The organism is Nonomuraea sp. NPDC050786 (genome assembly GCF_040654115.1).
Lineage (GTDB): Bacteria > Actinomycetota > Actinomycetes > Streptosporangiales > Streptosporangiaceae > Nonomuraea.
The window spans coordinates 14,775-27,514 of record NZ_JBFAHJ010000030.1; the positions used below are offsets into that span (position 1 = coordinate 14,775).

General features: G+C 69.0%; 14 protein-coding genes. 10 read left to right on the forward strand and 4 right to left on the reverse strand.

Annotation, left to right across the window (positions count from 1 at the left end; translation table 11 throughout):
• Positions 1–22 precede the first annotated feature (22 nt).
• Complete coding sequence (locus AB0H84_RS39850; RefSeq protein WP_357616709.1) at positions 23–442, forward strand: hypothetical protein; 420 nt, start codon at positions 23–25, stop codon at positions 440–442.
• A 50-nt stretch (positions 443–492) separates the two neighbouring features.
• Here the strand turns inward: AB0H84_RS39850 and AB0H84_RS39855 are convergent, their stop codons facing one another.
• Positions 493–2,121, reverse strand: a complete 1,629-nt coding sequence (locus AB0H84_RS39855; RefSeq protein ID WP_357616711.1) for a DUF6350 family protein — start codon at positions 2,119–2,121, stop codon at positions 493–495.
• Between the two features lie 211 nt (positions 2,122–2,332).
• On the opposite strand from AB0H84_RS39855, the gene galE reads away from it, so the two are divergent.
• Positions 2,333–3,310, forward strand: a complete 978-nt coding sequence (gene galE / locus AB0H84_RS39860; RefSeq protein ID WP_357616713.1) for a UDP-glucose 4-epimerase GalE — start codon at positions 2,333–2,335, stop codon at positions 3,308–3,310.
• 90 nt (positions 3,311–3,400) lie between these two features.
• On the opposite strand, the gene AB0H84_RS39865 is transcribed toward galE, so the two are convergent.
• Positions 3,401–4,174, reverse strand: a complete 774-nt coding sequence (locus tag AB0H84_RS39865) for a hypothetical protein (RefSeq protein WP_357616715.1) — start codon at positions 4,172–4,174, stop codon at positions 3,401–3,403.
• A gap of 62 nt (positions 4,175–4,236) precedes the next feature.
• Positions 4,237–5,049 (reverse strand): hypothetical protein, encoded by an 813-nt coding sequence (locus AB0H84_RS39870; protein ID WP_357616717.1) that lies wholly within the window; start codon positions 5,047–5,049, stop codon positions 4,237–4,239.
• 392 nt (positions 5,050–5,441) lie between these two features.
• Between AB0H84_RS39870 and sucC the strand changes: the two genes are divergently transcribed.
• The 8 genes from sucC to AB0H84_RS39910 all read left to right on the forward strand — a co-directional run bounded on the left by sucC (position 5,442) and on the right by AB0H84_RS39910 (position 11,881).
• Entirely contained in the window at positions 5,442–6,623 is a 1,182-nt protein-coding gene (sucC, locus tag AB0H84_RS39875) for an ADP-forming succinate--CoA ligase subunit beta (protein WP_357616719.1), read from the forward strand.
• A 3-nt stretch (positions 6,624–6,626) separates the two neighbouring features.
• Positions 6,627–7,502 (forward strand): succinate--CoA ligase subunit alpha, encoded by an 876-nt coding sequence (gene sucD / locus AB0H84_RS39880; protein ID WP_357616721.1) that lies wholly within the window; start codon positions 6,627–6,629, stop codon positions 7,500–7,502.
• Between the two features lie 160 nt (positions 7,503–7,662).
• Complete coding sequence (locus tag AB0H84_RS39885) at positions 7,663–9,063, forward strand: glutamate--cysteine ligase (RefSeq protein ID WP_357616723.1); 1,401 nt, start codon at positions 7,663–7,665, stop codon at positions 9,061–9,063.
• A 5-nt stretch (positions 9,064–9,068) separates the two neighbouring features.
• Positions 9,069–9,704 (forward strand): neutral zinc metallopeptidase, encoded by a 636-nt coding sequence (locus AB0H84_RS39890; RefSeq protein WP_357616725.1) that lies wholly within the window; start codon positions 9,069–9,071, stop codon positions 9,702–9,704.
• Positions 9,705–9,829: 125 nt separating this feature from the next.
• Positions 9,830–10,087 carry a WhiB family transcriptional regulator gene (locus AB0H84_RS39895; protein WP_344997369.1) on the forward strand — a complete coding sequence of 86 codons (258 nt, stop codon included), beginning with the start codon at positions 9,830–9,832 and terminating at the stop codon, positions 10,085–10,087.
• A 233-nt stretch (positions 10,088–10,320) separates the two neighbouring features.
• The gene (locus AB0H84_RS39900) at positions 10,321–11,004 is read left to right on the forward strand and encodes a CPBP family intramembrane glutamic endopeptidase (RefSeq protein WP_357616727.1); all 684 of its coding nucleotides are present in this window, start codon (positions 10,321–10,323) and stop codon (positions 11,002–11,004) included.
• 242 nt (positions 11,005–11,246) lie between these two features.
• The gene (locus AB0H84_RS39905) at positions 11,247–11,471 is read left to right on the forward strand and encodes a type II toxin-antitoxin system VapB family antitoxin (RefSeq protein WP_357616729.1); all 225 of its coding nucleotides are present in this window, start codon (positions 11,247–11,249) and stop codon (positions 11,469–11,471) included.
• Entirely contained in the window at positions 11,453–11,881 is a 429-nt protein-coding gene (locus tag AB0H84_RS39910; protein ID WP_357616731.1) for a PIN domain nuclease, read from the forward strand. Before AB0H84_RS39905 ends, AB0H84_RS39910 begins: the two co-directional genes overlap by 19 nt.
• 33 nt (positions 11,882–11,914) lie before the next feature.
• Here AB0H84_RS39910 and AB0H84_RS39915 read toward each other — a convergent pair whose 3' ends face one another.
• Entirely contained in the window at positions 11,915–12,634 is a 720-nt protein-coding gene (locus AB0H84_RS39915; RefSeq protein ID WP_357616733.1) for a PIG-L deacetylase family protein, read from the reverse strand.
• Between the last annotated feature and the right edge of the window lie 106 nt (positions 12,635–12,740).

Consider the following 12,740-nt stretch of genomic DNA (forward strand, 5'->3'; position numbering starts at 1 on the left):
CCGGCGACGCAGAGGAGGTCAGGTGTCGACACCGGTGAAGGCACCGGCAGGCCAGCAGCCCGCTGATTCGGCGGGCCGCCGAGCGATCTGGTTGTCCATCGCAGCGCTGGCCATGACGTTCATGTTGCCGCTCGCCGGACTGGTCATGGCGTTGTTCGCGCTGATGGCCGGGATCCGGGCGTTCCCCCTGCTCAAGGGCGCGGGCCGGACCACAGGGGCCGCCGTGGGCGGCATCACCATCTCCTCGATCGCGCTGGCGCTGTCGGCCATGGCCACGGGGATGCAGCTGTACCTGATGGACGAGTACTCGGCCTACCAGGAGTGCATGAAGGGCGCCGGCACCGTTTCCGCGCAGGGCGAATGCTTCGCGCAGTTCAGGGACGCGGCCCAGCGCAAGCTCCCCGCCGACGTGCTCGAGGTGCTCGGGGCCATGCAGCCCTAGGGCAGCCCTAGGGCAGCCCTAGGGCAGCCCTGGTCCCGCCGGACGCGAGCCTAGTCGCGGTCCCAGGCGTACGGGTCGAGGTAGATCACATGGCCGCCACGGTCGTCCGACTCGTCCACGATGTCCTTGCGCGGCGGGCGGGCCGCCGGCTCCGGCGGGCGCGGGCGGGCCTGGGCGAGGGTCTCCGCCTCTGCGGAGGCGTGCTCGTCCTGCCAGTCGTCCCTGATGACCGGGATCTCCTGGGTGTCGGCCTCGGTGGCGTCCATCCAGTGGCCGGGCAGGGGGCGCGGGTCGGACTCGGCCAGCCCGACCTTGCTCGCCGCCTTGGCGATGGCGGCCCCGGCCTTGCGCACGGGAGCGGCCGCCTTGTCGAGCGGCGTACGGGCCCGCTTGTTGAGCAGCAGCAGGTTGGTCACTCCGGCGGAGATGCCGGCGGCCACGCCGACCTCCAGAGCCACCGACAGCGCCACCTCCCAGGGCGAGGGCCCCACCGTGGCCAGCCGGCCGCCGCCGATGGGGCCGCCGGACAGCGCTGCCAGCACTCCCGCCACGAGCCCGGTGACGACGCCGCTGAGGAACCCCCAGAGCGGCGCGGCCTCATAGGACGGCGACGGCGAGATCCTGGCCACCATCACCCCGGCCACGGCCCCCGCCGCGAACGGCAGCGCGATGACCGCCATCATCCACGCCGGAACGGGCCCGCTCTCCGGCAGGGCCCCCAGCAGCGGCAGGCTCGGCACCGTGCCGAGCTGCACCCCGGTGGGCGCGACCAGGGTGTCGGCGCCGATCGCGAACCCCGGCCCGGCGATGTAGGAGGAGGCCCAGATGACGGCGTTCAGCAGGTAGAGCACCTGCAGCAGCAACAGCAGCACCCCGCCCACGAACCCGGGCGAGAGCACGCTGGACAGCTCCTTGACCTGCCCGAAGTTCAGCACGACGGCGACCAGCACCAGCGCGAGCCCGGCCACGAGCAGCACGGCCGTGGCGACCGCCGTGCCGACGGTGAGCGCGCGCACCCGCTCGGGCAGCAGGCGCAGCATCACCCGCCAGGGACCGATCATCCGCGCCGTCGCCAGCGACCCCGCCAGGAACGCCAGCACGAAGTGGCTGAGCAGCGCCTCGCCGATGTAGGGCTGGGTGATCTCGTTGCTCGCCGCGAGCGCGATCAACCCCGCGAGCAGCGCGTACGGCGCCGCCAGCGACACCCCGGCCTGCACCACCAGGACGAGCTGGGCCCGCCGGCGGGCCCCGGCCTGCTCCTTCGGGCTGTTCTTCGGCAGCCGGGCAGGCAGGCGCAGCCGCAGGTCCGCGTCGCGCGCCATCCAGCGGCCGGCGCGATAGAGCAGCACGGCGGGCAGGATCGTCAGCCCCAGGGGCAGCAGGCCCACCCGCCCGCCGGGGATCGCGAACCCGGCGTGGTGCGCGACCAGCCAGAGCTGGGCCGCGGTGCGGAACACGCCCGGCAGCCCCGCGCCCAGCGTGCCGCGCGGCGCGGCGATCCAGCCGACGAGGGTGAGTGTGGTGAGCGCGGCCAGCCCGACGCCCAGGGTGGCGGCGGCGGCCAGCATCCCCGACACCGGCAGCGGCCGCCTCGTCTCGTCGTCGTCGCCCGGCACGCCGGGGAGCTTGCCGAGCACGGACCGGGGGGCAGTACGCAACTGGTCGAGAATCGCCGTCACAGTAGGCGATTTTCTCAAGGTTTCCCGACCAGCGCTTGGTTGACGCGCCGCCCCTCGCCCACTTTGTGAACCCGTAGCCCCCCGCTGGGGGGTGCGGACGCGGCCCATGGGGTCCGGTCGGCATGGGAAAGCCATGGGAAAGGCTGCGCCCGCCGGCGCACCGTACACGATGATGAGTTCTGCAACAGACCGACCGACGCTGGGAGCTGGGATGCGGGTATTGGTTACCGGAGGGGCCGGATATATCGGGAGCACTGTCGCGTCCGCGTGCCTCGATGCCGGGATGGAGCCGGTCATTCTGGACAGCCTCGTCACGGGCCGGCGGGAGTTCGCTCGGGGGCGGGAGTTCTATGAAGGAGATATCAGCGACGGTCCGCTGATTGACAAGATATTTACCGAAAATCCGGATATTGAGGCTGTCGTCCACTGTGCCGCGCTCATCGTGGTCCCGGACTCCGTGGCCGACCCCGTCGGCTACTACCGCGCGAACGTCGCCAAGAGCCTCGAATTCGTCGATCACCTGCTCCGCAACGGCTGCACCCGGATGATCTTCAGCTCCTCGGCCTCCATCTACCGCACGGGCGACGACCACACCGTGGACGAGGGGTCCCCGCTCGACCCCCAGAGCCCCTACGCGCGGACCAAGGCGGTGTGCGAGGCCATGTTCGCCGACATCGCCGCCGGTCACCCGATCAGGATCCTCTCCCTGCGCTACTTCAACCCGATCGGCGCCGACCCGCAGATGCGCACCGGCCTGCAGCTCCGCCGCCCCAGCCACGCCCTGGGCAAGATGATCGAGGCGTACGAGGAGGGCGTGCCCTTCCAGATCACCGGCACGAACTACCCGACCAGGGACGGCACGGGCATCCGCGACTACGTCCACGTCTGGGACCTGGCCACGGCCCACGTGGCGGCCCTGCGCCGCTTCGACGCGCTGGAGGCCGACGTGATCAACCTGGGCACCGGCGCGGGCACCACCGTCCGTGAGCTGGCCGAGGCGTTCAACCGCGTCGCCGACCGCCCGATCGAGGTCGTCGAGGCGCCCCCGCGCCCCGGCGACGTGGCCGGCGCCTACACCCGCAGCGACCTGGCCCGCCGCCTGCTGGACTGGCAGGCGGGCCACTCCATCGAGGACGGCATCCGGCACTCGCTCGAATGGGCGCGCATCCGGGAGTCCCGGCTCGGCTAGACCGGTGCCCCGGTCTCCATGCGCGTGTGGCCGGAGGGTGCCCGACGCCCGCGCGGCCGCAGGTCAACCGGCGCGCGGGCTGAAGATCACCTAGCGGTGGGCGAGCGCGCCGTCCGGGATGCTCTTGATCTCCTCCATCAGCTCGTCGAAAGCGGCACCCGTGAGGTCCTTGGAGTCGACCACTTGCTCCTCCGGCGGGGCCTTGATCGTGACCTTGGTGCCCCAGTCGGTGTACCGGGTGGTGACGGCGTCCCGCATCCAGCCGTAGGTGCCGAAATCGAGCTTCTCGTCGGTGATGAGACGCTCGGGAAGGCCCTTGGGCCCGATGTCCAGCCGATAGGCGAACCCGGTACCGGACTTGCCGTTGAGTCGGCGCACCTGTTCCTGGGTGATCGAGCCACGGTAGACGCCCGCTTTCGCGGTCTTGGCATGCGCGATCAGACCCTTCAGCACGACCGGCCTGGACAGGTCGGTCGGCTGGAATGAGATGAGCGGTCCCCGCAGGTCCAAGTGCACCCACGTCTTGCCTTCCGGCAGGCCACTCGTGCTCTGCAGGTAAATGTCGCGGCCCACGCTGACCCAACGCATCGGCATCGGATCGGCTTTCCGCTTGCGGGATACATACCGGACGGTGAAGTCACTGGCCACGATTCCCGAGGCGCCGAACTCGAGGACGCCGGTCATCCGGAAGGTCGCATCCGTCTTGTGGTCGCTGGAGGTCGCCCGGTCCGTCTCGGACACCTTCACGCCGTGCCCTGCGACGAGCTGCTTCTTCAGCGCCTTCACCGGATCGACGGCCGCCTGCGCGGGCGAGGCGGTGATCAGTGTCGCGGCGGCCAACGCCCCCGCGAGAACTCGCTTCATCCGCATCTCCTCACGAAAGGGCCCCCTCCTGCCCAGCAGGGCGGGAGGAGGCCGGGTACGGGCTAGTTGGCGAGCGAGTTCAGCGCGCTGTTCGGGATCTCCTGCGGGATCTGGCTGTCCTCACCGAGGTCCGCGATGTCGATCCACTGGTCCTCGGCCGGAGCCTTGATCTTTACCTTGGAGCCCCAGCCGATGTACCGGGTCTCGGTGACAGAGCGGGTCTTGCCCAGGACGCCGAGGTCCATGGTCCAGCCCGACGTCAGCTGGGTGGCCAGGCCCTTGGAGTCGACCTTCAGGGCGTAGTCGATCTTGATCTTGGAGAGCGGGCCGCCGATCTTCGTCCCGTACACCTTGGCCAGATCCTTGTAGGTCAGGGAGCCCTTGTACGTGCCGCCCTTGAAGCTCTTGGCGTGGGAGACGATCGCCTTCAGCACCTTCGGCTCGAAGATGTCGAGCGTCTGGTTGTAGGTGCCGCCGGAGGCCTCCCCGGTGTAGCGCACCCAGGTCTTGCCGTCAGGCAGGTTCTCGCTGAACAGACCGCCCTGGACGTAGCTGTAGCCGCCGACCGTGACGACGCGCGGCGGGCCGTACGCGGCCGCCAGGGACTTGTTCTTGCCCGCCCCGTGGGTCCTGACGTCGGACGCGACGACGCCCTTCTTGCCGAACTCGAACGTTCCAGAGGTCCGGGTGGAGGCGCCGGTGCTCTTGCCGTCCAGGGTGAGCCGGGTCGTCTCGGCGATCCGCACCCCGTGCCCCGCGACAAACTGCTTCTTCAGCGCCTTCACCGGGTCCACCGACGCGGCCTGCGCGGACGGCGTCGCGGTCACGAGCGCGGCGACCGTGGTTAACGCCAGGCCCGCGAGAATTCGCTTCATTCGTTTTCCTTCGGATTCAAAAGGAGAGGGAGCAGAATCCTGCCAATAGAAGATCACGAACATATCTCGAGAACCGGGTCACAAGCCGCCAAAACCGTGCATTTTTCGTGCAGTGAGGGTCCTGGAGAAGTGAGATCACCGTCACACAGCGGGAGAACCATGCCCCGATGACCTGGGCAGGTCAAGCTTCGGGCTAGGCTTTACCGGCGGAAACGCCCGGCACGCACCCCTGAGCGTAGGAGCTCGCCGTGAGAGAGCAGCGAACGATGCCAACGAGCGGTGAAGCGGATGCGACCATCAGCGCAGTTGCCCGGGCCGTCGAACATCAGTCGGAATAGCAGGGCGCGAACCCGACAGAGGGTGAGCGACCAAGTGGAAGAGGACGGACCCTCGTGGACCTGTTCGAACATCAGGCGAAAGAGCTCTTCGCCGACTACGGCATCCCGGTGCCACGCGGCATCGTCGCACACAACGTGGAGGAGGTGCGGTCGGCCGCCGAGGAGCTGACCGGCCGCGTTGTCGTCAAGGCCCAGGTCAAGACCGGCGGCCGAGGCAAGGCCGGCGGCGTGAAGGTGGCCGACGACGCCGCCGACGCAGTCAGCAAGGCCGAAGCCATCCTCGGCATGGACATCAAGGGCCACACGGTCCACAAGGTCCTCGTGGAGGAGGCCAGCGCGATCGCGGAGGAGTACTACTTCTCCTTCCTGCTCGACCGCGCGAACCGTACATTCCTCGCCATCTGCTCCGCCGCGGGCGGCATGGACATCGAAGAGGTCGCCCACACCTCGCCGGAGAAGGTCGCCAAGGTGCCGGTCTCCGCGCTGACGGGCATCGACCGCGCCAAGGCCCGCGAGATCGCGGTGGCCGGCGGCCTGCCGGAGAAGGCGCTCGACGGCGCCGCCGAGCTCATCGAGAAGCTCTGGTGCTGCTTCGTCGACGAGGACGCCACGCTCGTCGAGGTCAACCCCATGATCCTGTCGGCCGACGGCCAGGTGAAGGCGCTCGACGGCAAGGTCACGCTCGACGACAACGCCTCCTTCCGCCAGGCCGACCACGAGGCGCTCGCCGACAAGGCGGCCGAGGACCCGCTCGAGGCCAAGGCCAAGGCGAAGGACCTCAACTACGTCAAGCTCGACGGCGATGTCGGCATCATCGGCAACGGCGCGGGCCTGGTCATGTCCACCCTCGACGTGGTGGCCTATGCGGGCGAGCAGTTCCCCGGCAAGCCGTCCCCGGCCAACTTCCTCGACATCGGCGGTGGCGCCTCGGCCGAGGTCATGGCCGCCGGTCTGGAGATCATCCTCTCCGACCCGAGCGTCAAGTCGATCTTTGTGAACGTCTTCGGCGGCATCACCGCCTGCGACGCCGTCGCCAACGGCATCGTCTCGGCGTTCAAGCTGCTGGAGAGCCGCGGCGAGGCCGTGACCCACCCCCTGGTGGTCCGCCTCGACGGCAACAACGCCCAGCTCGGGCGGCAGATCCTGGCCGACGCCGCGCTCCCGCGGGTCGAGCTGGTAGACACGATGGACGACGCGGCCAAGCGGGCCGCCGAGCTCGCTGCGGTAGGTGCGTGACCCATGGCCATCTGGTTGACTGAGAACAGCAAGATCATCGTTCAGGGCATGACCGGTGGTGAGGGCACCAAGCACACCCGCCGCATGCTCGCCTCCGGCGCCAAGGTCGTCGGCGGCGTGAACGCCCGCAAGGCCGGCATCACTCACGAGGGCCTGCCCGTGTTCGGCACGGTCAAGGAGGCCATGGAGAAGACCGGCGCGGACGTGTCCGTCGTCTTCGTGCCGCCGGCGTTCACCAAGGACGCGGTCAAGGAGGCCATCGACGCCGAGATCCCGCTCTGCGTCGTGATCACCGAGGGCGTGCCGGTGCACGACTCGACCGAGTTCTGGGCGTACGCGGTCGCCAAGGGCAACAAGACCCGCATCATCGGCCCCAACTGCCCCGGCATCGCCTCCCCCGGCGCCTCCAACGCAGGCATCATCCCGGCCGACATCACCACCGCCGGCCGCATCGGCCTGGTCTCGAAGTCGGGCACGCTCACGTACCAGCTGATGTACGAGCTGCGTGACTTCGGCTTCTCGACCGCGGTCGGCATCGGCGGCGACCCCGTGATCGGCACGACGCACATCGACGCGCTCCAGGCGTTCCAGGAGGACCCGGGCACGGACGCGATCGTGATGATCGGCGAGATCGGCGGCGACGCCGAGGAGCGGGCCGCCGCGTACATCGAGCAGCACGTCACCAAGCCGGTCGTGGCCTACGTCGCGGGCTTCACCGCGCCGGAGGGCAAGACCATGGGGCACGCGGGCGCGATCGTGTCGGGCTCCGCGGGCACCGCCCAGGCCAAGAAGGAGGCTCTGGAGAAGGTCGGTGTCCGCGTCGGCAAGACCCCCTCCGAGACCGCCCAGCTCATGCGGGAGATCATGCAGGCGCGTTGATCGATCGCCTTTCAAGGCCCCGTGCGGTTCTCTCGCCGCGCGGGGCTTTTCGTTACGACTCTGGTCTTGGCGCTTCTGGCGTGGGACATTTCCTGTTATGGGCAGGGACGTGCCAGTTGTCGTGTTCAGCCGAGACGATCGCCGGAAATATCGTGAAAAGGTGCGTCGATGTCTCGACGTCTTCGCCCAGATGCTCCGCGAATCCCGCTTCGAGGTTGAACGCCCCCTCGCCGGCCTGGAGATCGAGCTCAACATCGTGGACGCGTACGGTGAGGCCGCCATGCGCAACGCCCAGGTGCTGGCCGCCATCGAGCAGCCGGACTGGGCGACGGAGCTGGGGCAGTTCAACATCGAGATCAACATCGAGCCCCAGGAGCTGGGCGGCGACGGCGCGCTGCGGCTGGAGAACGACGTCAGGGCGCGGCTCAACCACGCCGAGGAGCGCGCCCGCTCCCAGGGCGGCCACCTGGTCCTGATCGGCATCCTGCCGACGCTGCGCGAGCAGGACATCGGTGAGGGCACGCTCTCCGCGAACCCCCGCTACCGCCTGCTCAACGAGCAGATCTTCGCGGCCCGCGGGGAGGACCTGCATCTGTGCATCGAGGGCGTCGAACGCCTGGACACCCATGCCGACAGCGTCGCCCCCGAGGCCGCGTGCACCAGCGTGCAGCTGCACCTGCAGGTCAGCCCCGAGGCGTTCGCCGCGCACTGGAACGCCGCCCAGGCCATCGCGGGGCCCCAGATCGCGCTCGCGGCCAACTCCCCTTACCTGTTCGGCAAGGAGCTGCACCGCGAGACCAGGATCGCCCTGTTCGAGCAGGCCACGGACACGCGGCCGGCCGAGCTGAAGGCGCAGGGCGTGCGGCCCAGGGTGTGGTTCGGGGAGCGGTGGATCACCAGCGTTTTCGACCTCTTCGAGGAGAACGTCAGCTACTATCCCGCCCTGCTGCCGCTCTGCGAGGACGAGGACCCGCGTACCGAGCTCGAACAGGGACGCATCCCGCACCTGCACGAGCTGACCCTGCACAACGGCACGATCTACCGCTGGAACCGGCCGGTGTACGCGGTGGTGGACGGGGTGCCGCACCTGCGCGTGGAGAACCGCGTGCTGCCCGCCGGACCGTCCGTGGCCGACATCGCGGCCAACGCCGCGTTCTACTACGGGCTGATGCGCGTGCTGCCGTACGCCGAACGGCCGATCTGGAGCCAGATGTCGTTCCAGGCCGCCGAGGAGAACCTCGGCGCGGCGGCCCGGCACGGGCTGGACGCGCGGCTCTACTGGCCGGGAATGGGAGAGGTGCCCGCGGCCGAGCTGATCCTGCGCCGCCTCCTCCCCATGGCGCACGAGGGGCTGACCAGGTGGGGCGTGCACGGTCCGGTCGCCGACCGGCTGCTCGGCATCATCGAGGGCCGCTGCCTGACGGGCCGTACGGGGGCGAGCTGGCAGGTGGATCGCGTACGCGCGCACGGAGGAGATCGGCATGAGGCGTTGCGATCCATGACGCTCGGGTACATCGAGCGGATGCATTCGAATGAGCCCGTGCACACGTGGGACATGTGACTTCCGTGAAGCGCATCCTGATCATCGGCCTGGTCCTGCTCCTGGGCGCCTGTGGCCTCACGAGGCCGCGCTCCATGGACGCGAGGGGGGCCGACTCGTTCGAGGACGACGTGCGGACCGCTCGTACGCTGACGGAGGCGTTCTGGCAGCAGTACTTCCAGCGGCTCGGGCGCACCTATCGTCCTATTGCTGACTTTGTCCCCTATTCCGGGAATTCTGGCCCTAATTGCGGTAACGAGCCTGCCGTCCCGAACAACGCCTTCTACTGCCCGGTCGGCCACTTCATCGCCTACGACCAGGACTGGATGGAGTCGCTCTGGAACGAGATGGGGGACGGGTCGGTCTATGTGATCATTCCGCATGAGTTGGGGCATGCCGTGCAGGCGCAGCTCCAGACCGGTTTCCAGCTGAACGTACAAATGGAGCTGCAAGCCGACTGCTACGCGGGCGGCACCCTCTCGTCCCTGGTGCGTTCAGGCGCGCTGGAGACTCAGCCGGGCGACGAGGACGAGCTGCTCCTGAGCCTGGAGGCCGCCGGCGACCCGACGGACGACTGGCTGAACCCGTCCGCGCACGGGACGGCCGAGCAGCGCCAGGCGTCATTCGCGACCGGCTGGAGGAGCGGGGTGAGCGCCTGCTGAGCATCGCCCTCTGCCCGGTCCTCCTGAGATGTACCCGCCTGGGTCCGGGTCCGACTCGGGGATGTATGCACGGGTCAACCCAGAGGATGATGTGTCTGATCATGACCACGCTCTACCTTTGACCCATGCCTTTGGAGGAGATCGGCTGGCTGCGCAGGGGTGCGTGCAGGTCCAGCGACCCTGACCTCTTCTTCCCGCTCGCCCCCACCCCCTTGCAGGAGGCCCGCGCCAAGGCGGTGTGCGCGCGCTGCCAGGTCATCGAGGAGTGCCGCTCGTACGCGTTACGTGCGGGCGAGTCGGAGGGCATCTGGGGCGGCCTCACCCCGGAGGAACGCCGCCGCACCCGCTTCCCCACCGGCTGGCGCCGCCCCGCCGCCTCGTAGCTCCCGACCGTGCCCGGTCGGCGCCGCCACGCCGCCTTGTAGCTCCCGACCGTGCCCGGTCGGCGCCGCCACGCCGCCTCGTAGCTCCCGACCCACGCCCGGTCGGCGCCGCCACGCCGCCTTGTAGCTCCCGACCCACGCCCGGTCGGCGCCGCCACGCCGCCTCGTAGCTTCCCCGCTCCGCGCCCAGCCGGCGGTGACCGCGGAGGAGGTGCGCGACGTAGCCTGCAAGGGTGCTGCTCCGCTCGATCGCCATCCTCGCCGCCGCCAACATCATGAACAACAAGGTCGCCCCCCGCCTGGCGCCCCTGACCTCGGCCGCCGCGACCGCCGCCCTGGTCGCGATGGCTCGCCGGTCCGGTCTGTCGTGGCAGGAGCTCGGATTCGAGCACGGCCGCAGGGGCGCCGTGACGGGAGGCGCCTTGGCTGCGGCGGTGGCGGCCGTCTACACCGTCGGCATCGCCAACCCTCGCACCAGGCCGCTCTTCCTCGACGAGCGCGCCCTGTCACTCTCGCCCGCCCGCGCCCTGGAGGAGGCCCTGCTCCAGGTCCCGGTCGGCACCGTGCTGCTGGAGGAGGTGGGCTTCAGGGGCGCCCTGTACGCCATGCTGCGCCGGCGTCACGGCACGGTCGCCGCCACGGCGACCTCCTCGGCGCTGTTCGGCCTGTGGCACGTCCTCCCCGCGATCGACATGGCCCGCGCCAACCCCGCACTGGGTGCCCTGACGTCCGCCGAGTCCTCCACCCACCTCGACACCGCTCGGGTGGTGGCGGGGAGCGTGGTGTCCACTGCGGCGGCCGGGGTGCTCTTCTGCGAGCTGCGCCGCCACGGCGGCCTGCTGGCCCCCTCGATGCTCCACATCGCCACCAACTCCTTCGGCTACCTCTTCGCCCGGATCGCCGCCAAGCGAAAGTAGGGCTTTGCCCATATTGATTACGTAACGTAAGCAACGTTCGGTGGAGCTTTGATCCGCCACGCGTGAAGGTTCTCGTCCGCCGACGGAAGATCCTTCACCTGTCGATGGAGCGTTCCAGACACACTTTTCCCTGGTGTCTTACCGTCTCTCTCACGCATTCCCCGGGCCGGTGCCGCCTGAAGGAATGCGTATATCAAGATCACGATTCCTGATATACGATGGGAGCACGGAGGTGGTGCTGTATGCGTACAGTAATCGACATCGACAAGGACCTGCTGGAGAAGGCACAGCGGAAGCTGGGCGCCCCGACGATGAAGGAAACGGTTCGCGCCGCGCTTCAGGCGGTCGTCGACAGGGACGCGGAAAGGGCGAGCGCGATCGAGGCGTTCGAGTTCTGGCGCACGGAGGGGAGCCCGGACCTGTTGGATCCGGAGATCATGAAGCATGCGTGGCGGCGACTGGAGTGACGTATCTCCTCGACAAGAGCGCACTGGCCCGTATACGCACCAGCGACGTGGTCGCCAAGGCTCTCCATCCGCTCTACGCGGCGCGGGTCGTGGCGACCTGCGCCATCATCGACCTGGAGGTGCTCTACAGCGCCCGCGACTATGCGCACTATCAGCGCATCCTGCACGCCCAGCGCCAGTGCATCAGCCTCCCGGTCGACGGCGAGGTGCAGGCGAGGGCCCTGGACGTGCAGAGGCAGCTCGTGGAGAAGTCTCAGCACCGAGGTCTCGGGACGAACGATCTGCTGATCGCCGCCTGTGCAGAGGTGCACGGGGCGACGATCCTGCATTACGACCGCGACTTCGACATCATCTCCGAAGTCACCGGGCAGCCGGCGCTCTGGGTGGTGCGCCCAGGGTCGGTGCCCTAAAGAAAAGCCCTGGAGAAGGGCCCTGGATGGAGGTCAGGCTGTGGAGACGACCTGGAACGCCTCCGCGTAGTGGCCGGCGGGGAGGCCGGCCTGTTCGCCCCAGGCGGCGAAGCGGCTCTTGACGAAGTCGATGAAGCCCTCCACATGGGCGACCTGGCTCACATGTGACTGCAAGGCCGCGAGCTTGCGGTCCATGACCTCGGTGATGTCCACCCAGTGGTTGGGGGACGAGCCGCCGGTGAGCCAGACCTCGCGTACGGTCCACGCCTCCAGGCCCTCGTCCTTGACCAGCTCAGGGTAGGCGTAGGGGTTGCGGGCGTCCGGGTAGACGGCGTCCAGGGCGGAGCCGCCCACCGCGCGGTGGTCGGGGTGGCTGGGGGCGACGTGCTGGTAATTGCGATCCGGGTGGTGGGTGATGACCAGGTCCGGCCGGACCTGGCGGATGACGCGCGAGATGTCGCGCCTGAGCTCCAGCGAGGGCACCACCTGCCCGTCCGAGTAGCCGAGGAAGCGCACGTCCGTGACGCCGACCGCCTTGGCGGCGGTGCGCTGCTCGGTCCTGCGGAGCTCGGCCATCCCGGAATTGTCCAACGTGCGCTCGTTGCCGCCCGCATCCCCATCCGTGACCAGCAAGTACGTGACCTCGACCCCCCTGTCGACGAACAGCGCCACGCTGCCCGCCGCTCCGAAATCGACGTCATCTGGGTGGGCGGTCACCACAAGGACCCTGTTGATCTCGGCTTCCGACAGCATGGTTCCCCTTTCTGATGTTCTACGAAGGACAACCGCGCGCCCCTCGAATGGCATTCCGGTCAACGATTGTCGGTGGGGCGTCTTAACCTAGGTAGGTGCCCACCCA